This window comes from Pantoea sp. X-Soil-YNGN-785 (assembly GCF_059730585.1).
Genome location: NZ_AP035942.1, coordinates 1877388 through 1901930, shown reverse-complemented (window position 1 = coordinate 1901930; position 24543 = coordinate 1877388). Strand labels below are relative to the sequence as shown.

The window sequence follows — 24543 nt, the reverse complement described above, 5'->3', positions numbered from 1 at the left end:
GGGCGTTTTTCTTCGGTCGCTGGGGTAAACCTGCGGCATAAGCGGACTCAAGGATAAGGACGAATCAGCAATGAAAAAGACCAATGTTGCCGTAGGTGTCATCATCGCACTGGGCGTAGTCTGGACTGGCGCGGCGTGGTTCACCGGCAAGCAAATTGAAAGCCACAGGGATGAGCTGGTGCAGAACGCCAATGCACAGCTGAACGCTTATGCCCCTAACAGCCGACTGAAGATCAGCTATCAGGACTATCAGCGCGGCGTGTTCAGCAGCAAGGTGAATCTGGTGGTTCAGGCCAATTCGCAGACGGAAGATAACCCGCTGCTGAAGCCGGGTCAGAGCATCATCCTGAATGAAACCATCGATCATGGCCCTTTGCCGTTTGCGCAGCTGAAGCATTTCAATCTGATCCCGAGCATGGCATCCGTTCATACCGAGCTGGCTAACACCGATGCGGTGAAGAAGCTGTTCGAGCTGACCGGCAATAAATCGTTGATTAATGCAGATACCCGCATCGGCTACAGCGGCGCTACCGATACCGCGCTGCGTGTCCTGCCGGTTGACTATCAGAATGCGCAAACCGGCGAGCGTTTTGCCACCAATGGCGGCACCTTCAATGTCAGCGCTGATAATAAAGGCGATAAAGTGTCGCTGGACAGCGATGTGGATAGCCTCGCGCTGACCAGTAAAAATGAGATGGGCCAGCCGGTACTGTTCACTGTTAATGGTCTGAAGCTGAGCGGTAACACGCATCTCAGCCCGGAAGGCGTGCGCATCGGCGATCAGTCGGTGGACATTGAGAAGGTGAATGCCAGCATCAATGGTCAGGACGCCCTGACGCTGCATAAAATGAAAGGCACCTCCTCTTTCGATAACAGCGCCGGTAAAATTGGCGGCGATATTGATTACAAAGTGGAAGGCGTTCAGCTGCAGAAGCAGGACTTCGGTCAGGCAGCGCTGAAGATGAAGCTGTCACAGTTTGATGCGCAGGCGGTCAAAGCCTTCTCCGATCGTTACAACGCGCAGATGCAGGAGCTGCTGACCCAGCCTGGCGTTGCGGAAGATCCTATCCGCTATCAGGCAGGCGTGCATCAGATTCTGATGGCCAATCTGCCGATGCTGCTGAAAGGCTCGCCATCCATCAGCATTGCTCCGCTGAGCTGGAAGAATGACAAAGGTGAAAGCACCTTTAATCTGACGGCCAGCTTCAACGATCCTTCTGCCGTGACCGGTGAAGCCCAGACGCTGAGCGCTATGGTTGACCGGGTACTGAAAAGCCTGGACAGCAAGCTGGTGATCAATATGCCGATGGCAACCGAAACCATGCACAAAGTGGGTCTGGCTGAGGGTTATCAGGCAGATGACGCCCAGAAGCTGGCGGATCAGCAGGTAAAAGGTCTGGCGGCGATGGGTCAGATGTTCCGCCTGACTCAGCAGCAGGATAACAACATCGTGACCAGCCTTCAGTACGCCAACGGTCAGGTGAACATGAACGGCGACAAGATGACGCTGGAACAGTTTATGTCCCGCTATATGCTGGGTATGCCGACCAGCGAAGGCATGCCGCAGTAAGCACTATCTTCCATCTATAGCGACCTTCGGGTCGTTTTTTTTATGCCTGAACGCTGATTTGCCCGCCGGTTATGGGTAATTAAGCAGCATCCGGCGCGGCTGTTGCGCAAATAGCTGGCGCTGTTGCGCAAGATATTTTTATAATGCTCTGCACTTCACCGACAACTCAGCGAGTGCGCCATGATCGATTCTAAAATTCCTCTGACTGATATTCACCGCCACCTTGATGGCAACATTCGTGCACAAACCATTCTCGATTTAGGCCGCCAGTTTAATCTTGCCCTGCCCGCCTCAACGCTGGAGACGCTGCGTCCGCATGTGCAGGTCGGCCAGAATGAACCTGATCTGGTGAGCTTCCTGCAGAAACTCGACTGGGGCGTGAAAGTGCTGGGCGATCTGGATGCCTGCCGCCGCATTGCGCAGGAAAATGTTGAAGATGCCGCGCGCGCGGGCATTCATTATGCTGAACTGCGTTTTTCGCCCGGTTATATGGCGATGACCCATAACCTGCCGATTGCCGGTGTGGTGGAAGCGGTCATTGACGGCGTACGCGCTGGCCGTCAGCAGCACGATATCGACGTGCGTCTGATTGGCATTATGAGCCGTACCTTTGGCGAAGATGCCTGCCTTGCCGAACTGGAAGGTTTACTGGCCCATCGCGATCACATCACCGCGGTCGATCTGGCGGGTGATGAGCTGGGCTTCCCGGGCAGCGAGTTCCTGAGTCACTTTACCCAGGCGCGCGATGCCGGTTTCCGGGTTACCGTGCATGCGGGCGAAGCGGCCGGTCCGGAGAGCATCTGGCAGGCGATTCGTGAGCTGGGCGCTGAGCGTATCGGTCACGGCGTGAAAGCGATTGAAGATCGCGCGCTGATGGATTTCCTGGCGGAGCACCATATTGGTATTGAATCCTGCCTGACCTCCAATATCCAGACCAGCACCGTGCCTTCACTGGCGCAGCATCCGCTGAAGACCTTCCTGGAGCATGGCATTCTGGCGACCATCAACACCGATGATCCGGCGGTTCAGGGCATTGAGCTTGCTCATGAGTATCAGCACGCCGCACCGGCTGCCGGTCTGAACGCAGCGCAGATGCGTCAGGCGCAGGAGAATGGACTGACGATTGCCTTCCTCAGCGAGGCTGAGAAAGCGGCTATCCGCGCCCGCGTGCAGTAATCTGCTCGTTGCAGCCATAAAAACGGGCCGGATATCCGGCCCGTTTTAATGTAAGGAAATGCTCAAGGACAGGTGGCTTTAAGACCGAGCTTACACAGGGAACGGGGTCAGATCGGAAAGACGCAAAAGCCGCCATCCCTGGCATGCTCTGCCCGCGCCGTCCTGGCACGGGACGCTTTCCTCTTCTGACCCCGTTCCCTGAATGTTAAGCAAATTTATTGCTGTAGTACTTGCCCGCTTTTAAGCTTGTCAGGCATCTGCCCGAAGTATTAAATGATCATTATTACACTCACCAATCAGACGCGCTTCAGCGACAGCGTCTGGCGTTTCTCGGCGGATTGCAGACCCAGTTCGATCAGCTCCATCACCTGAATCGCCTCTTCCGCCGTCACCGGATTATTACCGCGTCCGGCAATGGCATCGCGGATGCCCGCATAGTAAGCCGGATAGTTGCCCGGCTGGGTCATCTGCGTGGTTTCGGTCAGAGCGTCGCCATCAACCAGCGTCAGTGTGCCGTCGCGCATGTCATAGCCCCAGTCCTCCTGCGGCGGGAAGTCACCCGACTTCAGGCGATCTTCCTGCGGATCCAGACCATATTTAACGTAGCTGCCACGCGTGCCGTGGACAGTGTAACGGGCGGATTCTGCCGCCACCAGCATGCTGGCGTGCAGCACCACGCGGCGCTGCGGATAGGTCAGCGTGGCGTGGAAGTAGTCGGTGGTCTGCGCGCCCGGACGCATTTCGGCCAGATCGACATTGATGGCGACCGGCGGGCCAAACAGCTGCAGCGCCTGGTCCAGCAGATGCGGCCCCAGGTCATACCAGATTCCGCTGCCTGCACCCTTCATTTCACGCCAGCGATTGCGTACTTCCAGACGGAAACGGTCAAAATGCGATTCGAAGTAACGCACTTCACCCAGCGAGCCAGCCTCAATCAGGGATTTCAGCGTCAGGAAATCGCTGTCCCAGCGGCGGTTATGGAACACTGACAGCAGCAACCCTTTAGCTTTCGCCAGCGCATCCAGTTCGCGCGCCTGTGACAACGTCACGGTAAATGGCTTATCGACCACCACATGTTTACCGGCATTCAGCGCCGCTTTAGCCAGCGGGAAGTGCGTATCGTTGGGGGTAGGAATAACAATCAATTGCAGAGTCGGGTCGTCCAGCAGCGCCTGAGGATCGGCCACCACCTTCACGGCAGGCCAGTCGGCGTGGACTTTGCTGGCGTCGCTACTGGAAATGGCGGCCAGTTCGACGTCCGGCGTTCCCGCAATCAGCGGAGCATGAAACGTTTTACTGGCAAAGCCGTAGCCGATCAGACCAACACGTAATTTATCACTCATTTGGATTCCTCTCAGAGCCTGCCTGGCAGGCTCTTAGTTGATAACCTGATTGATTTAAGACTATTAACCAGGTGAGGACAAGGCGGAATCCCCCGAAAAAACTAAGAGATAGCACTTCGCGCCAGGGGCCAGGCCGTCTGCGCCGCCAGGCTATCGTGCGCATCCTGATTGCGGCGGCGGAAGTCGCTGGGACTGACGCCAACACGCTTGCGGAATACCCGTGAGAAGTAAAGCTGGTCGTCGTAACCCACTTCACGCCCTACCGAGGCGATGGGTTCCTGAGTGGTCTGCAGCAGCAGTTTGGCGCGGATAACGCGCTGATCTTCACGCCAGCGCAGCAGGTTGACACCCATCTGCTCGCGGAACAGGTGCGCCAGTCTCGACGGTGACAGGCAGACGTGACGCGCCACCTCTTCAATCTTGACCTCGCTGGCGAGATGGTTGGTGACATACTGACAGGCTTCGATAACGCGCGGGTCGCGGATCAACTGATGGCTGCGCGGATCTTCTTCAACGGCACGCAGCAGCAGCCGCTCCAGCAGGTTCATTGCCAGCTCTTCCGCAAAGCGGCGGCCTGAGTTATGAGTCTGTTCGATACTGGCAAACAGGCGGTCGAACTCGCCGCGCAGCGATTCCGGCAGCAGCAGTCGTCCCACGCCCTCCTTCTCATCCTGCCAGCGCAGCCAGTCGTGCCAGTAGGCGCGCGGACGGAAATAGACCCAGCGGTGGAACCACTGCGGGCTGTCCGGCGCGCGGCCGTAGTAGTGAGCGGTTTTTGGCTGAAAAAGCAGCATTTCGCCTGGTTCGCAGTCAAATGCCCGCTCGCCGTCGAATACCCGCCCTTTGCCTTTAATGGTGAGGTTCAGAATGTAACCTTTCATGCCGTGCGGGCGATCGATAAAGAAATCGAGCGGGCCATCAGCGGTGATGGGCGTCAGCCCCGCCACCAGCCAGGCATTGAATGAATAGCCCGGCAACAAGGGGTTTTGCTGCTCGGCCGGTAATTCGCGGTGATACATAGCGACCTCACTCAGTCTGTTAGTGTTCGGATAGCCCGCAAAGGCGTCTGCTTCTGCGGGCCAACGGCTCGATCAGTCAGGCTTTTTTCTGTTTGTAACGGTCAAAAATCACCGCAGCTAACAGTATCAGACCGCGCACCACATACTGTGAGAATGGCGAGATATTCAATAAATTCATCGCATTCTCGACGGTACCAAGAATTAATACCCCTGCAACCACGTAGGAAATCTTGCCGATGCCGCCCTTCAGCGACACACCGCCCAGTACGCAGGCAGAAATCACCACCAGCTCATAGCCGATGGAGGTCATTGGCTGACCGCTGGTCATACGTGACGCCAGGATGATGCCCGCCGCTGCGGAAACCAGCCCGGACAGAATGAAGATGATGATGCGGGTACGCACCACCGGCACACCGGCCAGTCGCGCCGCCTCTTCATTGCCGCCAATTGCCAGGGTATTACGGCCAAAGGTGGTTTTGTTAAGCAGGAAGCCGAAGATCAGCATGGTCGCCAGTGTCAGCCAGATGGGTGCTGGCACGCCAAGCCAGTTGGCAAAGCCCAGCTCAAAGAAGCGCTCATCTTCGATCCCGACCGCTTTACCGTCAGAGAAGATATAGGCCAGGCCGCGCACAATCTGCATGGTCGCCAGCGTGGTGATCAGTGCATTGATCTTCAGTCGGGCAATCACAAAGCCATTGATAAAGCCGGTGATCATGCCGAGCACCAGACCGGCTGCCACGCCAATCCACAGGCTTTCGGTCATGTTGATCACCACGGCGGTCACCACACCCGCACAGGCGATCACCGAGGCGACCGACAGATCGAAATCCCCGGAGGCCAGACAGAACAGCATGCCGCAGGCGACCATGCCGGACATCGACATCGCCAGCCCTAAGCCTTTCATATTGATAAGCGAGCCAAAATTCGGCACAAAAATCGCACAGACAATAAACAGCAGCGCAAAGACCACCAGCATGCCGAAGTTGTCCCAGATGCGACCTAACTGCAGGCCGCCGCGTGAAGCGGGCTGCGGCGTATTTGAGGTCGTGGATGAAGCCATGATGATCTCCTGTCAGGCCACGGCGGCCGCTTGAGTGGTTTTGGGCATCGCCAGGCTCAGCGTCTGCTGCTCCGTGGCGTCGTCGTGCAGCAGTTCACCGGCTATGGCACCTTCACGCATCACCACGATGCGATCGGCCAGGCCCATCACTTCCGGTAAATCGCTGGAGGCGAACAGCACCGCAATGCCCCGGTTCGCCAGCTGATAAATCAGATTATAAATTTCATGTTTGGCACCGACATCGATGCCGCGCGTGGGCTCATCCAGCAGGATCACTTTCATATCCTCGGAGAGCCAGCGTCCCAGAATCGCCTTCTGCTGGTTACCACCGGAGAGGTTCATGATCAGCTGATCGGCGCTGGGCGTTTTGATGTTCAGCGAGCGGATATGGCTGTCGGCATTTTTGTTTTCCCAGCCGTTTTTTATCAGGCAACCGGCGGTAAGATTGTGACGACGGGCGCTGATGTTGATGTTGTCGCGCACCGAGTGCACCGGAATAATGCCCTCGGCTTTGCGGTCTTCCGGGCAAAGCATGATGCCCGCACGGATAGCGTCGATGGGTTCACGCAGCGGCAGCGGTTTGCCGTCCAGGATCACCTGACCGCCACGCAGACGCGTGCCGCCAAATAACCCTTTCAGCAGTTCACTGCGTCCGGCTCCGACCAGGCCAAACAGACCGACGATTTCACCGGCATGAACTTTCAGCGAAATCGGCGTCCGCACGCCCTTTGCTTCGACCTTGTCCAGTTCAAGCCGCACGTCGCCTTTAGCGCGTGGTGAGTAGCCATAGATATCACCCAGATTACGGCCCACCATCGCCTGCACCAGATCGTCGTGATGGGTGTTAGCCATGTCAGTAAAGGTCCGCACGTAGCGGCCATCTTTAAAGACGGTGATGGCGTCACTGAGGGCGAAGATCTCTTCCATGCGGTGTGAAACGTAGAGCACCACCCGGCCCTCCTCGCGGAGCTGACGGATAACGCGGAACAGGTTGTCGATTTCACGCGCCGATAGCGAACTGGTTGGCTCATCAAAGGCGATAATGCGCGCGTTACGCGCCAGCGCTTTGGCAATCTCCACCATCTGCCACTGTCCCAGCGACAGGTATTTCAGCGGCATATCAGGGTCAATATCCATGCCGAGATTTTTCAGCTGCAGGCCCGCCTCAAAGCGCATCAGCTTACGATTGACCAGCCCATGTTTGTGCGGAATCTGACCGAGGTAGATGTTCTCCGCCACGCTCATTTCCGGCACCAGATGCAGTTCCTGGTAAATAATGGCGACGCCCGCGTCCAGCGCATCTGTGGTGCGCTGAAAGCTCATCGGCTTGCCTTTGATACGAATCTCACCGCCGCTCGGCTGATAACTGCCGCTGAGTATTTTTAACAGCGTCGATTTGCCTGCGCCGTTCTCGCCCATCAGCGCATGGACTTCACCGCCCCGGCAGTCGAAGGAGATATCCTGCAACGCTTTCACGCCAGGGAAGGTTTTACTGATGCCATGAAACGACAGAAATGCTGAATCAGTGTTCATGTTGGTCCTCACTCTTTCGCGCCACCGGCCTGTCAGGGCGGGCGGCGCGAAATCGGCTATTAAGGATGCCGGGCTACGAACAGCCCGACAGGCTCAGGGTTACATCAGTCCTTTTTTCGCCAGTTCAGTTTTGAAGTTGTCACGGGTGATCAGCACCACATCGGTAACTTCGGTGAATTTCGGTGGCTCTTCACCTTTGCTGACCCAGTTGTAGAGCATCTGGCTGCTTTTGTAGCCATGGATATCCGGGCTTGGCAGCAGCGAACCGTAGAAGCCGGTCGCCTTATCTTTTGACAGTTCACTGATGGCATCGACGCCGTTGATGCCGATGCCGATGACGTCAGCCGCTTTGAAGCCCTGTCCTTCGGTGGCACGCACGCCGCCCAGCACGGTGTTGTCGTTCATGCCGACAACCAGCCAGTGTTTGACTTCAGGATGCTGCACCAGCAGGGAGTTACCGGCGTCAAATGCGCCAGGGATATCGTTAGATTTGGTGGGAACCTGGTAGATCTGGGCTGCCGGGAAGCCAGCGGCTTTGATCGCGTCCATTGAGCCGCCGGTACGACGACGTGCTGTGTCGAGTTCGTTCGCGGTAATCGCCATCACGCCGGTAGTTTTCACATCCCAGCCGCGTTTCTGCATCTCTTTATAGAGTTCCTGCCCCTGACGCTCACCAATTTTGGTGGCCGCCATCATCACCAGCGGCACGGTGTCCATCGGCTTGCCTTTGGCAGTAACGAACTGATCATCCACGGCGATGACTTTCAGGCCATAGCCGCGTGCCTTCGCCATAATGGCGGAACCGAGTTTCGGATCGGGAGTACAGATAACAAAACCTTTCGCGCCGTTAGCCGCCAGGCTGTCGATGGCATTCAGGGTTTTTTCACCATCCGGCACGGCAATTTTGATGACATCAAAGCCAAGATCTTTGCCCGCTTTGTCGGCGAATTTCCATTCAGTCTGGAACCAGGGTTCCTCTGGTTGCTTGACTAAAAAACCCAGCTTCATGGTCTCGGCGATAGCGGATTGTGACATAACCGCTGCCAGGCCGATGGCCGCGAATGCTTTAGTGAATTTATGCATGATGCTCTCCGGTACCAGGTTATTTTTCGCTGCTAATAACGAATCGGTGTAAACGCTACCAGTTAATTTTCTTATGTGGGTACAGCCATAAATCAGTGCGTTAGGCTGGCATGTGCTGACAGACTGTCCAGACGCTGGGCTAGTTTTAGCGGTATTAGCGAAGAAAAATGTAGAGCGGTATCACACATTAAAATCACGACAAAATGATCCATATATTCAGCAAATTTAACCGGAGCTTAACTTTTGCAATGGATCACAAAATCACTGCCGATGACAGAAAAGTGCATATTGTTAGCCAGCGATGACTAACTGTTCCGGCGCGCCGAACCCAGGATACAGGAGTTAACTAACTACAGGAGATTCCGATGCGTGCTGGAGCCATCACCCTTGGGCTGGACTTTGGTAGTGATTCGGTGCGTGCGCTGGCCGTGGATTGTTATAGCGGCAAAGAGCTGCAGAGTGCGGTGTGCAGCTACCCGCGCTGGCAGCAGGGCTTATACAGCGATCCGCACACGAACCGTTTTCGTCACCATCCACAGGATTACATTGACGCCATGGAGCAGGCGCTGCTCGGCGTGCTGAATGCACTGAGCGACGATCAACGCGCAGCCGTGATCGGCATTGGCGTTGACAGCACCGGTTCAACCCCGGCGCCCATCGACCGCGACGGCAACGTGCTGGCGCTGCGCCCGGAGTTCGCGGAGAACCCCAACGCGATGTTTGTGTTGTGGAAAGATCACACGGCGATAGAAGAAGCCGAAGAGATTAATCAGCTGTGCCACAGCGGCCGCTTCCAGGATTACAGCCGCTATATCGGCGGCATTTACTCTTCGGAGTGGTTCTGGGCGAAAATTCTGCACGTCTCGCGTGAAGATGCGGCCGTGCGTGAGGCCGCCGTTTCCTGGGTCGAGCTGTGCGACTGGGTACCTGCCCTGTTAAGCGGCACGACCGCGCCAGATAAGCTGCGCCGTGGCCGCTGTGCGGCCGGGCATAAAGCGCTATGGCACGGCGACTGGAACGGCCTGCCCGATGTCGATTTCCTTAATGCACTCGACCCGCTGTTAACCCAGCAGCTCGACTCCCCGTTATTCACAGAAACCTGGACCGCGGATCTGCCGGTCGGCACGCTCAGCCCCGAGTGGGCGCAGCGTCTTGGCCTGACGCAGACGGTCACGCTCTCCGGTGGCGCATTTGACTGCCATATGGGCGCAGTCGGTGGCGGAGCTAAACCTTATACGCTGGTGAAAGTGATCGGCACCTCCACCTGCGACATCCTGATTGCTGACACAGAAAAAGTTGGCGATCGCGATATTAAAGGCATCTGTGGTCAGGTCGATGGCAGCGTCGTGCCCGGCGCTATCGGGCTGGAGGCCGGTCAGTCTGCCTTTGGTGATATCTATGCCTGGTTCAGCCATTTACTGGGCTGGCCGTTACAGCTGGCGGCGCAGCAGCATCCGGCGCTGAAGCCTCAGCTGGCTGAGATGCAGAAAAACCTGATTAAAGGTCTGACCGAAGCCTGGGCCGCCAATCCGCAGCTCGACCATCTGCCGGTGGTGCTGGACTGGTTTAACGGTCGCCGCACGCCAAACGCCAATCAGCGTCTGAAAGGGGTAATTACCGACCTGAATCTGGGCACCGATGCCCCCGCGCTGTTTGGCGGTCTGGTCGCGGCCACCGCGTTTGGCGCACGCGCCATTATGGAGTGCTTCGAGCAGCAGCAGATCCCGGTCGAGAGCATTCTGACCCTCGGCGGCATCGCACGGAAATCTCCGGCGATTATGCAGGCCTGCTGCGATGTGATGAACCGGCCACTGGATATCGTCGCCTCTGACGAGTGCTGTGCGCTGGGTGCGGCCATTTTCGCCGCCGTGGCCGCTGGTGTTCACGCCAGCGTCCCTGATGCACAACAGGTCATGGCCAGCCCGATTGCCGTGACGATGCAGCCCGATCCGGCGCGCGTCGCCCGCTATCAACAACTTTATCAACGCTATCAACAATGGTGCGTGACGGCAGAACCGCAGTTCGCCGCCCGGCCCGCTTCCGCTACGAGCCTGGCCCAACAGGCGTAATTGTTGCAGGCAGTCTGGACACGGACAGCGCGAAACAGCCAGCGTACACGGAGTACGTGAGGATTACTCGCTGTGCTCGCCCCTTCAGGGCCGCACTTCAGGGCGTTCAGGTTGCTAAAGCAGCCTGTGTGAGCACTGCCCGGGTTCAGACTGACAAATAAATTAGCCTACTAAGGTAGGCGCAAAGTAAAGGAGTGGTTTTATGGAACAGTCAAACAACTACAGCGTGTGGTTTGTCATCGGCACGCAGCACCTCTACGGGCCGGAGACGTTACGCCAGGTTGAACAGCATGCACGTCAGGTCGTTGAGGGGTTGAATCAGGCCGGTTTACCCATGCGTCTGGAGCTGAAACCGCTGGTGAAGTCACCGGATGAAGCGCTGGCCCTGTGTCGCGACGCAAACTATGACAAGCAGTGCGCCGGGATCATTACCTGGCTGCATACTTTCTCTCCAGCCAAGATGTGGATTGGCGGCCTGAGCGTGCTGAATAAGCCGCTGCTGCAATTCCATACCCAGTTCAATGCGGAGATCCCGTGGGACAGCATGGACATGGACTTTATGAACCTGAACCAGACCGCGCACGGCGGCCGTGAGTTCGGTTTCATCGGCGCGCGCATGGGCCTGCAGCACAGCGTGGTGACCGGTCACTGGAAAGATAGCGCCAGTCAGCAGCGTCTGGGGAACTGGATGCGTGCAGCGCTGGCAAAACAGGCTAGCCAGCAGCTGAAAGTCGCGCGTTTTGGCGACAACATGCGTGAAGTGGCCGTGACCGAAGGCGATAAGGTCGCTGCACAGATTCAGTTCGGCTATTCAGTGAATGGCTGGGGTGTAGGCGATCTGGTTGAGGTGATCAATGGCGTCAGCGATGGCGACGTAAATGCGCTGATCGACGAGTACGAAAGCCTGTATCGCTTTACCGATGTTGCTGCATCTGGCGGCGAAAAACGTCAGAACGTGCTGGATGCCGCGCGCATTGAGCTGGGTCTGAAGCGTTTCCTGGAAGCGGAGGGCTGCCACGCCTTTACCACTAACTTCCAGACGCTGCACGGCATGACACAGTTGCCCGGTCTGGCGGTTCAGCGTCTGATGGGTCAGGGTTATGGCTTCGCAGGTGAAGGTGACTGGAAAACCGCTGCGCTGCTGCGCATTTTCAAAGTGCTGGCAGGCGATCGCAAAGGTGGCACCTCATTTATGGAGGATTACACCTATCACTTCTCACCGGGCAACGATCTGGTGCTCGGCTCGCACATGCTGGAAGTCTGTCCGTCGATTGCCATTGAAGAGAAGCCATTAATCGATGTGCAGTTCCTCGGCATTGGCGATAAAGCCGACCCGGCGCGCATGATTTTCTCCACGCCAGCGGGCCGTGCGGTTAACGCCAGCGTAATTGATATGGGTGATCGTTTCCGTCTGCTGGTTAACGTGGTGGATGCTATCGAGCAGCCGAAACCGCTGCCGAAGTTGCCGGTTGCCCGCGCACTGTGGAAAGCGCAGCCATCACTGGCGACTGCTTCCGAAGCGTGGATTCTGGGCGGCGGTGCGCACCATACGGTGTTCAGTCAGGCGCTGACGCTCGACGATATGTATCTGTATGGTGAGATGAATGATATCGAAGTGCTGGTGATAGATGAGCACACCACCTTGCCTGCGTTTAAAGACGCGCTGCGCTGGAATGAAGCGTATTACCGGTTGAAACGTTAATAGGTAATTAAGCGGCGCTTTAGGGGTTCTGAAAAGATACTGCTTCAGGATTGATAAGGTGCCGTTTTTTAGTAAATAAGTGCTATTCAGTCGGGAATGGCGGGCGTTCCGTAAAGTCGCCGTAAATACATCCCTGTAGGCTCGGCCGCCGGACGACTCGCCTCATCCATGAGGCTCGCCCGCAAGCGGGCCAACGCTTCGCGTTGTTCAAAAACGCTCCCGGCGTTTTTGTCCATGCGGCGGACGCTTTACTCCACTACCCGTCATCCCCTCCTTTTTGTGGCACCTAAGCGATTTTTTAAGGATCCAACCATTCCTGGCAGCAATTAAAAATCTCATGTACCAGACGCCTTACTTCACTGCTGATTTTAGCCTGCTTAATCTCAACTTTGCGTTCGCACGTTTAATTACAGCAATGATCAAGCCCAACCGGGAAGGAATGGTATGCCTGAAGAGCAAAGCGTCCGCGCCAGGGATGGCGCGGCCGATCCGCATGGATGCGGGAACCCTTTGCGATCAGGCATACCTTTGCTGACCTTACACCCGAATCCCATAGCGATTATTTTCCCGGTAATACATAAGAACACCGGTCTCTTTGCTAAAACTCAACTCTTTCACCATCTTGCACTTTCCTCCACCAGCCTGTATTGCTACATACCTGATAAAAAAGGTTAAAGCGCCATGCAAATTGCCGATCTGAACCAGCATCCCGACTACGCCTCACAAACTGCACAACTGCTGCATACAGAATGGTCACATCTCCCTGCATGGTCGGATCAGCCCACTATCCTTACGCGTTTAACAAAACGGAATCAGACCGGCTCGTCGGAATTTACCCTCGTCGCCACATCGGACGGCGAAACGGTTATCGCGACCTGTAGCGTCATCCGTTATGAACTGGACGACATCGCGGCAAGGGAATACTGGATTGGCGAAGTGGTGACGGATAAGAAATTCCGGGGCCGGGGCGTAGCGAAAGCCTTGATCCAGCAAGCGATTGTCCGGGCAAAACACCAGCAGATTGGCGAGCTCTGGCTCTATACCCCCGATCAACAGGCGTACTATCAGCGTTCAGGATGGCGGGCGGTCGAACAGCGGCACATAGCGGGTGAAGACGTCACGGTGATGGTGCTGCATCTGGCACAATAAATGGCGGCTCCTGAGAGCCGCCATTCAGCCATTTATTCAGCCAGGGATTCGTTTAACCGGTGCGTTCTGCTGACGATCCCAGATTACCGTCAGCAACCGCTGCAGCGCGATAAACGCAAACAGCAGAATCCCGATGGCGATCTTGGTCCACCACGAACTCAGCGTGCCGTCAAAATTAATCCAGGTCTGAATCAGCCCCTGAATCAGCACACCAAACAGCGTGCCCAGCACCGTCCCAACACCACCCGACAGTAACGTGCCACCAATCACCACCGACGCAATCGCATCCAGCTCCACACCCAGCCCGGCCAGCGCATATCCTGCCGAGGTATAGATCGAGAACACGATGCCAGCCAGCGTCGCCAGCGTGGTGGAAAGCATATAAATCTTGATGGTAGTCGCACGGGTTGAAACGCCCATCAGCTGAGCCGACGTCATATTGCCGCCGATGGCGTAAACCCGGTTACCAAACCGCGTACGGTGCGCCAGAATAATCCCGCCTAACACCACCACCAGCATAATCACCGCCAGCAGACTGAGACGCCCTCCGCCCGGCACTTTCCACGCCAGACTGGACAGCAGGGTGTAGAACGGATGATCGATGGGAATCGAATTCTCGGACACCAGATAAGAACAGCCGCGCAGGAAAAACATCCCCGCCAGCGTAATGATAAAGGCCGGGATCTTCAGCGCATCGATCAGCCAGCCCATCATGGCGCCGAACAGCGCACCCAGTGACAGAATCAGCGCAAACGCCAGCAACGGATCGACATGGAAATCGCCAATCGCCCGCGCCAGAAACACGCCGGTAAAGGCGATCACCGCGCCGACCGACAAATCGATACCACCCGACAAAATTACAAAGGTCATGCCGACGGCGATAATGCCGAGGAAGGCGTTATCGGTCAGGATATTGCAGATCACCCGGGTTGAGGCAAAGCCCGGAAACTGACTCAGACAAAACAGGTAACCTGCCACAAACACCAGCAGCGTGATCATCAGCGGAAGATGACGTTTAATCATGTCGGGCGTCTCCGTTTCAACATCGCAATAAACCGCGGTGACTGCAGCAACAGCACACACATCACCACCACCGCTTTCACCACCTGATTCAGCTCCGGCGGGAAGCCGGAAAGCAGAATCCCGGTATTCATCGACTGAATAATCAGCGCGCCAATCAGCGACAACACCAGATTAAAGCGGCCACCCATCAGCGATGCACCACCAATCACCACGGCGAGAATCGCATCCAGCTCCAGCCATAAACCGGCATTATTGGCATCCGCGCCGCGAATATCCGCCGCGACAATCAGCCCGGCCACAGCGGCACAGACGCCACTGATCGCATAAGTCGACATCACCACCAGCCAGCCGGTCACGCCCGCGTTGCGGGCCGCGCGCAGGTTAATCCCCACCGCTTCGATAAACAGACCCAGCGCGGTCTTGCGCGTCAGAAGCCAGACCGCCAGCGCCACCACCAGCGTGATCCAGACCGGCACCGGCAACATCCACAGCGAGCCGTTACCAAACCAGCCAAGGCTGTCACTGTCGAACGTCACAATCTGCCCCTGCGTAATCAGCTGAGCGATACCACGCCCGGCGACCATCAGAATCAGCGTGGCAACAAACGGCTGAATACGCAGCAGCGCCACCAGCACCCCATTCCACAAACCACAGGCTAAACCGGTTCCCAGCGTGCAGAGAATAATAAACGGCACACCGTGTCCGGCGACAGTCAGTGTGGCGGCAGTCGCGCCCGCTATCGCCATCACTGCGCCCACGGAAAGATCGATGCCGCCGGTAGCGATCACCAGCGTCATGCCAATCGCCAGCAGGGCAACCGGGGACGCACGGTTAAGAATATCGATCGGGCTACCGAACAGACGCCCATCCTGCAGGTGCACGGCAAAAAAGTTACTGGCTACCAGACTGTCGATCAGCAGCACCAGCAGCAGCGCGGCGATTTGCGGCATCCCTGGCGGGAACTTCAGCTTACGACGTGGCATTTTTTCAGTTGTCATAGAGGAATCAGGCATGTTTAGCCCCTCCGTCCGCGATAGCATTGACGATCGACGCCACCGAAAGCTGCTCCAGCGGAATTTCTGCCACCTGCTTCAGATCGCGCATGATCAACACCCGATCGGCATAACCGACCAGCTCTTCGAGTTCAGAGGAGATCACCAGCAGCGCCAGACCATCGGCGCACAGGGATTCAATTAAACGGATAATCTCGGCGTGTGCGCCTACATCAATGCCGCGCGTCGGTTCGTCGAGGATTAAAAACTGCGGTTTAGTCACCAGCCAGCGTGACAGCAGCACCTTCTGCTGGTTGCCGCCCGATAACAGCTCCACCGGCTGCTCGGCGTGCGGCGTGCGAATACCCAGGCTCTTAATAAAACGATCGGCAATCGCCTGCTGCTCGCGCTTTTTAATCGGCCGTAACCAGCCGCGCTGCGCCTGCAAGGCCAGAATAATATTTTCGCGAACGGAGGCCGCGCCGATAATCCCGTCTGTCTTACGATCTTCCGGGCAAAACCCCATGCCGAGCTGCGAGGCTCTCGCGGGATTAGTAATCTTCTGCACTTTCCCTTTGATCTTTGCAGTCCCGCGATCGGCCCGACGAATACCAAACAACACCTCAGCGGTCTCTGTACGGCCTGAACCCAGCAGACCGGCCAGGCCGACGACTTCACCGGGACGCACCGCCAGGTTAAAGGGTTCGATAGTGCCCTTCCTGCCGTAATCTTCAAACGACACCACCGGCTGATTACTGCGCAGCGTGCTGCCCTGACGCTGTAATGCAGTCTCCAGCAGTTCACGACCCAGCATCAGCTTAATCAGTTCAATCTGCGGCAGCGTGGCGGTATCGCGAGTCGCGATAAACTGCCCGTTACGCAGCACGGTAATCCGGTCAGTAATGCGGTACACCTGGTCGAGAAAGTGGGTCACAAAAATCAGGCTCATCCCTTTGGCTTTAAGCTGCGCCATCAGGGTAAACAGCATTTCGACTTCGCTGGCATCCAGGCTGGCTGTCGGCTCATCGAGGATCAGCACCTGGGCCGAAAGATCCACCGCGCGGCAGATGGCAACAATCTGCTGCATCGCCACCGAGTAGTGACCCAGCGGACGTGTCACGTCGAGGGAAAAACCGTAGTTTCGCATCAGCGCATCGGCATCACGCACCATGCGGCGACGGTCGATCATGCCAAAGCGACGCGGCTCACGACCAATATAGAGGTTATCTGCCACCGACATGTTCGGCAGCATATTCACTTCCTGATAAACGGTCCCGATGCCCATCTCCTGCGCCTGCGCGGTGTTATGCGGGGTAATCGGCTCACCATTCAGGGTAATCGTGCCGGCATCACGGCTGTAGACGCCGGTCAGCACCTTAATCAGAGTCGATTTGCCAGCACCGTTTTCCCCCAGCAGCGCCATAATCTCCCCTTTGCGGATTTCAAAGGAAACATTGCTCAGCGCTTTAACGCCGGGAAACCCTTTGCTGACGCCGCTGATGGATAACAGCGGTGTTTCATTTTGCGTCGTCATTTTGCTCACTCCGCCTTACGTCATGAAAAACCGCCCCGGGGGGCGGTCTGCGGCTGGTCTGGGGCAGGTCTGCGGATCAGTAACCCATACCCTTTTTCTTATCCAGCTCCGTCTGCGCGTCAGCAGGCAGGAACAGCTTTGACTCGGTCTTGATGACTTTAGGCGGCAGCGTGCCATCTTTTTTGAATTTCTCCAGGGCATCAAACGCCGGGCCAGCCATGTTCGGCGTCAGCTCCACGTTGGCGTTGGCTTCACCTGCCAGCATCGCTTTGTAGATATCCGGCACACCATCAATTGAGCCGGTCAGTATGTCTTTGCCCGGTTTCAGGCCCGCTTCTTTAATCGCCTGAATGGCACCGATCGCCATATCATCGTTATGCGCGTAAACCATGCAGATGTTTTTGCCGTTGTTCTCAGCCTTGATAAAGCTCTCCATCACCTCTTTACCCTTGCTGCGGGTAAAGTCACCGGACTGCGAGCGGATCACTTTAATGTTTGGATGGTTGCTGATCGCTTCAGCAAAGCCTTTCTTACGATCAATTGCCACGCTGGCCCCGACGGTGCCCTGCAGTTCCACCACGTTACACTGCTTGTCGCCCACGGTTTTCACCAGCCAGTCGCCAATCAGTTTGCCTTCCAGAACGTTGTCCGCCGTCACCACGGCCTGATAGAGCGATTTGTCTTTCACCACGATAGCGCGGTCCAGCAGGTAAACCGGGATTTTGGCGTCTTTGGCTTCTTCCAGCACCGGCTCCCAGCCGGTCTGTACGACTGGCGCGATGAAAATGGCATCAACGCCCTGGGCAATAAAAGAACGTACTGCCTTGATCTGATTCTCTTGTTTCTGCTGCCCGTCGGCGATTTTCAGGGTGATTCCGCGTTTTTTGGCTTCGCTTTTCGCCACGCTGGTCTCAGCCGAACGCCAGCCAGATTCCGAACCGACCTGCGAGAAGCCGACCGTCATATCTGCAGCGAGCACCGGGCCGGTTAATGCGGCGCTGACCAGCGTGGTCAGAAGTAAACGTTTCCACATAGTTTTTAATCCTCTGAAAGGCGTTTGCTGTTTAGGGTAGAGAGCCTGCTTAGACTGGACTAAAAAAGCGTGCATAATGGCGACACACTTCACAAAACAGAGCAATTTAAAGGAGTTACGTGCAGCCGGACGGGTTCGCTGGTCACAGTGTTATGGATAAAATGGCTGAGTAATAAAACAACGCTCGTTAAATAATTGTAATAAACAGAATCGCTTATGCTTAACGTCACTGGAAACGATTACAGACAGGCGTACAAAATGGGTTATCCGGTCTGCGATGAACAAAAAATGGGTTTTGTGATTGCCCGCACAGTCGTTCACGCGTGCAGACTGGGCGCGAAACGTTTCTATGCGTGTGGTTTCAAAAGGATTAATTTTTCTGCCCTGAAAATGTCAGAAAGGAGGCATTGACGCAGCGGCTGGCATGAAGGGATGAAAAATGATATTCAAGATGCGCGTTTAACGCTGTATTCCGGCATGGATATTTGTAAGCTGATACGCTGTTTAAAAGCATCGCGCGGGCAGGCTGGCACAGACAGCAATAAAAATAGCAGATTTGGACTTTTAGTGGCTAATAAGGTGCTTTAGTCTGATTTTCGCTTTTTTTAACCGGCCCGATCTGGACAGCCCTGGCTTGCCCCCTATACTGAGCACTCCTTTGTACTTCTATCTGTTATGGCAATGATGACTGCGCACGATTACCTGCTTAAATTCCGCAAAGTAAATAATTCAGACAGTCTGGAAAAGCTTTTCGATCACCTTAACTACTCCCTTACAAATGATATGGAAATCATCAATATGTATCGGGCTGCCGATCATCGTCGCGCCGAACTGGTTTCTGGCGGACGGTTATATGATCTTGGCTGTGTCCCTAAAACGGTGTGGCGCTACGTGGTCTGATTTCCGGCTGATTAATCGCTCTCTTTACCTCTGACCTTGTCCGGATGGGCGTGCCCCTCTGGACATGTTATTCTGCTGCGCTTCGACTCCCCGAGACAGGAATAACCACGATGAATGAACAGGTTGCTGCGCCACGTATTGGTGGCTGGCTTTTGCTGCCACTGGCCTGGCTGATAATGACCCTGTTAACCACCGTTCTGGTGCTGGCGATGTATCTGACCCCCCTCTTTAATCCGGAATGGCGTGTGGCGCTGTTTTCACACGGCAGCACCCTGCTCTCTTACTGGGCCATTTCGCTGCTTACCGCCGTGGCGGTCTGGGCCTACAGCCTCTGGATCAGCTGGCTTTTCTTTAAGCGTTCCCGCCGTTTGCCGCGCCACTATCTGCTCTGGCTGCTGATAACCGTGCTGCTGGCGCTGAAAACCTTTGCCTTTACGCCGGTTGCCGATAGCCGTGCTCTCCAGACGTTACTGCTGTCACTGCTCGCGGCGGCGATATTTGCGCCCTATTTCAAACGCTCAAAGCGGGTAAAAACCACCTTTATCGCGCCGTAACGCTGTGAGTTATGTCAGGAATTTAATTCTGAGTGCGGTCTGCCGCCTTGCGGGAGGCGCGGGTGTTGAGATACGCCGCGCTATCAATGATAATAAGCCGCTTTCCGGCTCCCAGGCGAAAAAATGACCGATTATCTGCTTCTCTTTGTTGGCACCGTGCTGGTGAATAACTTCGTATTAGTGAAGTTTCTCGGCCTCTGTCCATTTATGGGCGTTTCCAAAAAACTGGAAACGGCGATTGGCATGGGCCTCGCTACAACATTCGTGATTACGCTGGCTTCTATCTGCGCGTGGCTGGTCAACCATCTGATCCTGCTGCCGCTGGATCTGGTCTATCTGCGCACAATGGCCTATATCCTGGTGATCGCTGTTGTCGTACAGTTCACCGAAATGGTGGTGCGTAAAACCAGTCCGTCGCTCTATCGTTTACTGGGTATCTTCCTGCCGCTGATCACCACCAACTGTGCGGTGCTGGGCGTGCCTCTGCTGAGCGTTAACCTCAACCACACCTTTATGCAGGCCGCGCTGTATGGTTTCAGTGCCTCTATCGGCTTCTCGCTGGTGATGGTGCTGTTCGCCGGGATGCGTGAGCGTCTGGTGCTGGCCAATGTGCCTGCCCCGTTTAAAGGCAACTCCATTGCCCTGATTACCGCGGGCCTGATGGCGCTGGCATTCATGGGCTTCAGCGGTCTGGTGAAATTCTGATGACCGCGATCTGGATTGCTGTTGCCGTATTAAGTGCCCTGAGCCTGGTGTTCGGCGCCCTGCTGGGTTACGCCTCGCGCCGCTTTGAGGTGGAAGAAGATCCTATCGTTGAGCAGATTGATGCCATTCTGCCGCAGAGCCAGTGTGGCCAGTGCGGCTACCCTGGCTGCCGTCCCTATGCTGATGCGGTCGGCAACAACGGTGAAGCAATCAATAAATGCGCGCCGGGCGGTGAACAGACCATGCTCAAGCTGGCTGCGCTGCTGAACGTTGAACCGCAGCCGATTGATGGCGATGAAACGGCGAAAGAGCCGGTGCGCACCGTGGCGTTTATCGATGAAGCCAACTGCATTGGCTGCACCAAATGTATTCAGGCCTGTCCGGTGGATGCAATTGTCGGCGCAACCCGCGCCATGCACACCGTGCTGAGCGATGTCTGCACCGGCTGCGATCTCTGTGTCGCACCCTGCCCGACTGACTGTATTGAAATGCGTCCGGTCGCCACCACGCCAGCTAACTGGAAGTGGGATTTGAATACCATTCCTGTACGGGTGATCCCGGTAGAAACTCATGCTTAATCTGTTTAACTTCCTGAAAAAAGAGAAAGTCTGGGATTTTCAGGGCGGTATCCATCCGCCTGAAATGAAAACCCAGTCCAACGGCACGCCGCTCAGCGAACTGCCGCTGCCGCACCGTTTTATTATCCCGCTGAAACAGCATATCGGCCATGAAGGGGAGATCTGCGTTGTGCCCGGCGAGAAAGTGCTGCGCGGTCAGCCCCTGACGTTTGGTACTGGCCGCATGCTGCCGGTCCATGCGCCCACCTCTGGCGTGATTGAGGATATCGGTCAGCATATGACCGCGCACCCGTCGGGCCTGTCCGAACTTTGCATCTTCCTGACGCCGGATGGTGAAGACCGCTGGATGCAGCTCGATCCGCTGCCAGACTACCGTCAGCATCCGCGCGCCGACATCGTGCAGCGAATTCACGATGCGGGCATTGCGGGTCTGGGCGGCGCGGGATTCCCGACCGCCACCAAACTGAAAGGCGGCCTGCGCGGGGTTAAAACCCTGATTATCAATGCGGCAGAGTGTGAACCTTACATCACCGCTGACGATCGCCTGATGCAGGACTACGCCGCCGAAGTGCTGGAAGGCAGCCGCATTCTCGCCTGGGTGTTACAGGCTGAGCGGGTGTTGATTGGCATTGAAGATAATAAACCTGAAGCGATCGCCGCGCTAAAACAGGCGCTGGGTAGCGAGCGCGATCTGCAAATCCGGGTGATCCCGACCAAATATCCTTCTGGCGGTGCCAAGCAGCTGACCCGCATTCTGACCGGCATGGAAGTGCCGCACGGCGGACGCTCAACCGATATCGGCGTGCTGATGCAGAACGTCGGTACCGCCTGGGCGGTCAAGCGGGCCATCATCAACGGTGAACCGATCACCGAACGCGTGGTGACACTGACCGGCGAGGCGATTGCCCAGCCGCGTAACATCTGGAGTCGTCTTGGCACGCCAATCAGCCATCTGCTGCATCAGGTCGGATTTACGCCTGCGCCGCGTCAGATGGTAATCATGGGCGGTCCGCTGATGGGCTTTACCCTGCCATCGCTGGATGTGCCGGTGGTGAAGATCACCAACTGTATTCTTGCGCCCTCTGCCAGTGAGATGGGCAACAATGATGAAGAGCAGTCCTGCATTCGCTGTTCCGCCTGTGCCGATGCCTGTCCGGCCAAACTACTGCCGCAGCAGCTTTACTGGTACAGCCAGGGCGGCGATCACGATAAAGCGCGTGCCCACCATATCGATGACTGCATCGAATGCGGTGCCTGCGCCTATGTCTGCCCGAGTAATATTCCGCTGGTGCAATATTACCGTCAGGAAAAAGCGGAACTGCGCGCCATCGATCTGGAAGCGAAACGCACGCTGGAAGCTAAAGCCCGCTTCGAAGCGCGTCAGGCGCGCCTGGAGCGTGAAAAACAGGCCCGTGAAGCGCGTCATGAAGAGGCAAAACAGCGAGTTGCCCGCACCGATACCAGTGAGCTGGCAGCAGCTAAAGCGCGGGTGAAAGCCCGTCAGTCCGCTGAACCGGATGAAGCGACGCTTGAAGCGCAGCGTGAAGCCCGCCATGCGCAGGCGCGTCTGCGTCAGGCTGAGGCGCAGGCTGAAACCCAGCCGGTAACGCGTCAGTCAGTCGATCCGCGTAAAGCGGCGGTTGAAGCCGCGATTGCCAGGGCAAAAGCGAAGAAAGTCTCACCGGCTGATACGGCTGCTGACGCCAGTGTCGATCCGCGTAAAGCCGCCGTCGAGGCCGCTGTAGCGCGCGCCAAAGCGAAGAAAGCAGCACAGTCTGAAGGCGCTGATGCGACGGCTCCGGCTGCATCGGAGAGTGTTTCAGAAGCCGCACCAGGCACCACTGCTGAAACCGACCCGCGTAAAGCCGCGGTTCAGGCCGCTATCGCCCGTGCCAAAGCGAAGAAAGCGGCACAGGCTGAAGGCGCTGATACGACAGCGTCGCAGAGCGTGACTGACGCCGCGCCGGACGCTGCGGCTGAAGCTGCACCGGACGCCGCAGTGGAAACCGACCCACGTAAAGCCGCGGTTCAGGCCGCTATCGCCCGTGCCAAAGCGAAGAAAGCGGCACAGGCTGAAGGCGCTGGTACGACAGCGTCGCAGAGCGTGACTGACGCCGCGACGGGCGCTGCGGCTGAAGCTGCACCGGACGCCGCCGTGGAAACCGACCCACGCAAAGCCGCGGTTCAGGCCGCTATCGCCCGTGCCAAAGCGAAGAAAGCGGCACAGGCTGAAAGTGACGCCGATGCCGCTTCCCGTGACGCCGCAGCGCTCGCCACCGCCGCGCATTTTGCGGTAGAGAAAGCGGAACAGGCGCAGGAGCAGGCAAATAACGCCAATGCTGAACCCGAACAGGCACCTGAACTGAATCAACCCGATGATGCGCGCAAGGCCGCTATTGCTGCCGCCATCGCCCGTGCCAAAGCGCGTAAAGCGCAGTCGTCTACGACGCTTGAGGATTAAATGGCTTTTCGTATCGCAAGTTCTCCTTATACCCATAACCGCCGCAGTACCGGCAACATCATGCTGCTGGTGGTGCTGGCGGCGGTGCCAGGTTTTGCTACACAGTGTTATTTCTTTGGCTACGGCACCGTTTTACAGGTCTTACTGGCGACCCTTACCGCCTGGCTGACCGAGGCGGCGATCCTGCGTCTGCGTAAAGCACCGGTTGCCAGCACGCTGGCGGATAATTCGGCATTGCTGACCGCCATCCTGATCGGTATCAGCCTGCCGCCGCTGGCCCCCTGGTGGCTGGTGGTGATTGGTACCCTGTTTGCGGTGGTCATTGCTAAACAGCTCTATGGCGGACTCGGCCAGAACCCGTTTAACCCGGCGATGGTTGGCTATGTAGTGCTGCTGATCTCCTTCCCGGTGCAGATGACCAGCTGGCTGCCGCCTGACACGTTACAGGCGATTAAACCCGGCCTGATGGACAGTCTGAGCATGGTGTTCCGGGGCCACACGCTGGCGGGTGACACCATGCAGCAGTTGCAGATGGGTGTGGATGGCATCAGCCAGGCGACGCCGCTGGATACCTTTAAAACCGGCTTACGTGCCGGTCACAGTGCCGAACATCTGCTGGCGCAGCCGATTTACAGCGGCGTGCTGGCCGGGCTCGGCTGGCAGTGGGTGAACGTCGGTTATCTGGCGGGCGGCCTGTTCCTGCTGTGGAAGAGTGCGATTCGCTGGCATATCCCGGCCGCTATGCTGCTGTCACTGGCGTTCTGCGCCACGCTGGGCTGGTTCTTCTCACCGGAATCGCTCAACAGCCCGCTGATTCATCTTTTCTCCGGTGCCACCATGCTGGGGGCGTTCTTTATCGCTACCGACCCGGTAACCGCCTCGACCACCAATCGTGGTCGTCTGGTCTACGGCGCGCTGATCGGCCTGCTGGTCTGGCTGATCCGCAGCTTTGGCGGCTATCCTGACGGCGTGGCGTTTGCTGTGCTGCTTGCCAACATCTGCGTGCCGCTCATCGATTACTACACCCAGCCGCGCGTTTACGGCCATCAGAAGGATTAA

At 56.8% G+C, this 24543-nt stretch carries 22 protein-coding genes; 13 read left to right on the top strand and 9 right to left on the bottom strand.

Translation table 11 applies throughout. The annotated features are described in order from the left end of the window. The first annotated feature begins 70 nt into the window (after window positions 1-70). Window positions 71-1570 (top strand): YdgA family protein, encoded by a 1500-nt coding sequence (locus tag AC6I8E_RS08850; protein ID WP_147789265.1) that lies wholly within the window; start codon window positions 71-73, stop codon window positions 1568-1570. 180 nt (window positions 1571-1750) lie between these two features. Next, window positions 1751-2746 (top strand): adenosine deaminase, encoded by a 996-nt coding sequence (add, locus tag AC6I8E_RS08845; protein WP_147789266.1) that lies wholly within the window; start codon window positions 1751-1753, stop codon window positions 2744-2746. Window positions 2747-3042: 296 nt separating this feature from the next. On the opposite strand, the gene AC6I8E_RS08840 is transcribed toward add, so the two are convergent. From AC6I8E_RS08840 to AC6I8E_RS08820, 5 genes are all read right to left on the bottom strand, one after another. After that, window positions 3043-4089: an oxidoreductase gene (locus AC6I8E_RS08840; RefSeq protein ID WP_147789267.1), complete on the bottom strand. Its 1047-nt coding sequence runs from the start codon at window positions 4087-4089 to the stop codon at window positions 3043-3045. A gap of 101 nt (window positions 4090-4190) precedes the next feature. Beyond that, window positions 4191-5108 (bottom strand): arabinose operon transcriptional regulator AraC, encoded by a 918-nt coding sequence (gene araC / locus AC6I8E_RS08835; protein ID WP_147789268.1) that lies wholly within the window; start codon window positions 5106-5108, stop codon window positions 4191-4193. Window positions 5109-5184: 76 nt separating this feature from the next. After that, complete coding sequence (gene araH / locus AC6I8E_RS08830; RefSeq protein WP_497824671.1) at window positions 5185-6168, bottom strand: L-arabinose ABC transporter permease AraH; 984 nt, start codon at window positions 6166-6168, stop codon at window positions 5185-5187. Window positions 6169-6180: 12 nt separating this feature from the next. After that, window positions 6181-7701 carry an L-arabinose ABC transporter ATP-binding protein AraG gene (gene araG / locus AC6I8E_RS08825; protein WP_033783010.1) on the bottom strand — a complete coding sequence of 507 codons (1521 nt, stop codon included), beginning with the start codon at window positions 7699-7701 and terminating at the stop codon, window positions 6181-6183. Window positions 7702-7800: 99 nt separating this feature from the next. Next, on the bottom strand, window positions 7801-8784 hold the full coding sequence (locus tag AC6I8E_RS08820; RefSeq protein ID WP_013357782.1) for an arabinose ABC transporter substrate-binding protein: 984 nt from the start codon (window positions 8782-8784) through the stop codon (window positions 7801-7803). Between the two features lie 365 nt (window positions 8785-9149). On the opposite strand from AC6I8E_RS08820, the gene AC6I8E_RS08815 reads away from it, so the two are divergent. The 4 genes from AC6I8E_RS08815 to AC6I8E_RS08800 all read left to right on the top strand — a co-directional run bounded on the left by AC6I8E_RS08815 (window position 9150) and on the right by AC6I8E_RS08800 (window position 13704). Further along, complete coding sequence (locus tag AC6I8E_RS08815) at window positions 9150-10853, top strand: ribulokinase (protein ID WP_497824670.1); 1704 nt, start codon at window positions 9150-9152, stop codon at window positions 10851-10853. A 202-nt stretch (window positions 10854-11055) separates the two neighbouring features. Beyond that, window positions 11056-12555, top strand: a complete 1500-nt coding sequence (gene araA / locus AC6I8E_RS08810) for an L-arabinose isomerase (protein ID WP_033783006.1) — start codon at window positions 11056-11058, stop codon at window positions 12553-12555. A gap of 444 nt (window positions 12556-12999) precedes the next feature. After that, window positions 13000-13230 (top strand): hypothetical protein, encoded by a 231-nt coding sequence (locus AC6I8E_RS08805; RefSeq protein ID WP_195858134.1) that lies wholly within the window; start codon window positions 13000-13002, stop codon window positions 13228-13230. A 6-nt stretch (window positions 13231-13236) separates the two neighbouring features. Next, complete coding sequence (locus tag AC6I8E_RS08800; RefSeq protein ID WP_013357779.1) at window positions 13237-13704, top strand: GNAT family N-acetyltransferase; 468 nt, start codon at window positions 13237-13239, stop codon at window positions 13702-13704. Window positions 13705-13740: 36 nt separating this feature from the next. Here AC6I8E_RS08800 and yjfF read toward each other — a convergent pair whose 3' ends face one another. The 4 genes from yjfF to ytfQ all read right to left on the bottom strand — a co-directional run bounded on the left by yjfF (window position 13741) and on the right by ytfQ (window position 18286). Then, window positions 13741-14727, bottom strand: coding sequence for a galactofuranose ABC transporter, permease protein YjfF (yjfF, locus tag AC6I8E_RS08795; protein ID WP_033783003.1), 987 nt, complete (start codon window positions 14725-14727; stop codon window positions 13741-13743). Further along, the gene (ytfT, locus tag AC6I8E_RS08790) at window positions 14724-15740 is read right to left on the bottom strand and encodes a galactofuranose ABC transporter, ATP-binding protein YtfT (protein ID WP_013357777.1); all 1017 of its coding nucleotides are present in this window, start codon (window positions 15738-15740) and stop codon (window positions 14724-14726) included. The genes yjfF and ytfT overlap by 4 nt, the downstream gene beginning before the upstream one ends. Further along, window positions 15733-17253, bottom strand: coding sequence for a sugar ABC transporter ATP-binding protein (locus AC6I8E_RS08785; protein WP_095707249.1), 1521 nt, complete (start codon window positions 17251-17253; stop codon window positions 15733-15735). Before AC6I8E_RS08785 ends, ytfT begins: the two co-directional genes overlap by 8 nt. A 76-nt stretch (window positions 17254-17329) precedes the next feature. After that, window positions 17330-18286 carry a galactofuranose ABC transporter, galactofuranose-binding protein YtfQ gene (gene ytfQ, locus AC6I8E_RS08780; protein WP_013357775.1) on the bottom strand — a complete coding sequence of 319 codons (957 nt, stop codon included), beginning with the start codon at window positions 18284-18286 and terminating at the stop codon, window positions 17330-17332. A gap of 432 nt (window positions 18287-18718) precedes the next feature. Here ytfQ and AC6I8E_RS08775 point away from each other — a divergent pair, with 432 nt between their 5' ends. From AC6I8E_RS08775 to rsxD, 7 genes are all read left to right on the top strand, one after another. Further along, window positions 18719-18874, top strand: a complete 156-nt coding sequence (locus AC6I8E_RS08775) for a hypothetical protein (protein ID WP_179291171.1) — start codon at window positions 18719-18721, stop codon at window positions 18872-18874. Window positions 18875-18970: 96 nt separating this feature from the next. Then, entirely contained in the window at window positions 18971-19186 is a 216-nt protein-coding gene (gene ydgT, locus AC6I8E_RS08770) for a transcription modulator YdgT (RefSeq protein WP_033782999.1), read from the top strand. 110 nt (window positions 19187-19296) lie between these two features. Further along, a complete protein-coding gene (locus AC6I8E_RS08765) occupies window positions 19297-19740 on the top strand; it encodes a DUF2569 domain-containing protein (RefSeq protein ID WP_013357773.1) in 444 nt (147 codons plus the stop codon). Between the two features lie 123 nt (window positions 19741-19863). Beyond that, a complete protein-coding gene (gene rsxA, locus AC6I8E_RS08760; protein WP_003853423.1) occupies window positions 19864-20445 on the top strand; it encodes an electron transport complex subunit RsxA in 582 nt (193 codons plus the stop codon). After that, window positions 20445-21023: an electron transport complex subunit RsxB gene (rsxB, locus tag AC6I8E_RS08755; protein ID WP_010245386.1), complete on the top strand. Its 579-nt coding sequence runs from the start codon at window positions 20445-20447 to the stop codon at window positions 21021-21023. Before rsxA ends, rsxB begins: the two co-directional genes overlap by 1 nt. Continuing rightward, the gene (gene rsxC, locus AC6I8E_RS08750) at window positions 21016-23484 is read left to right on the top strand and encodes an electron transport complex subunit RsxC (RefSeq protein WP_095707251.1); all 2469 of its coding nucleotides are present in this window, start codon (window positions 21016-21018) and stop codon (window positions 23482-23484) included. Before rsxB ends, rsxC begins: the two co-directional genes overlap by 8 nt. Then, window positions 23485-24543, top strand: a complete 1059-nt coding sequence (rsxD, locus tag AC6I8E_RS08745) for an electron transport complex subunit RsxD (RefSeq protein WP_095707252.1) — start codon at window positions 23485-23487, stop codon at window positions 24541-24543.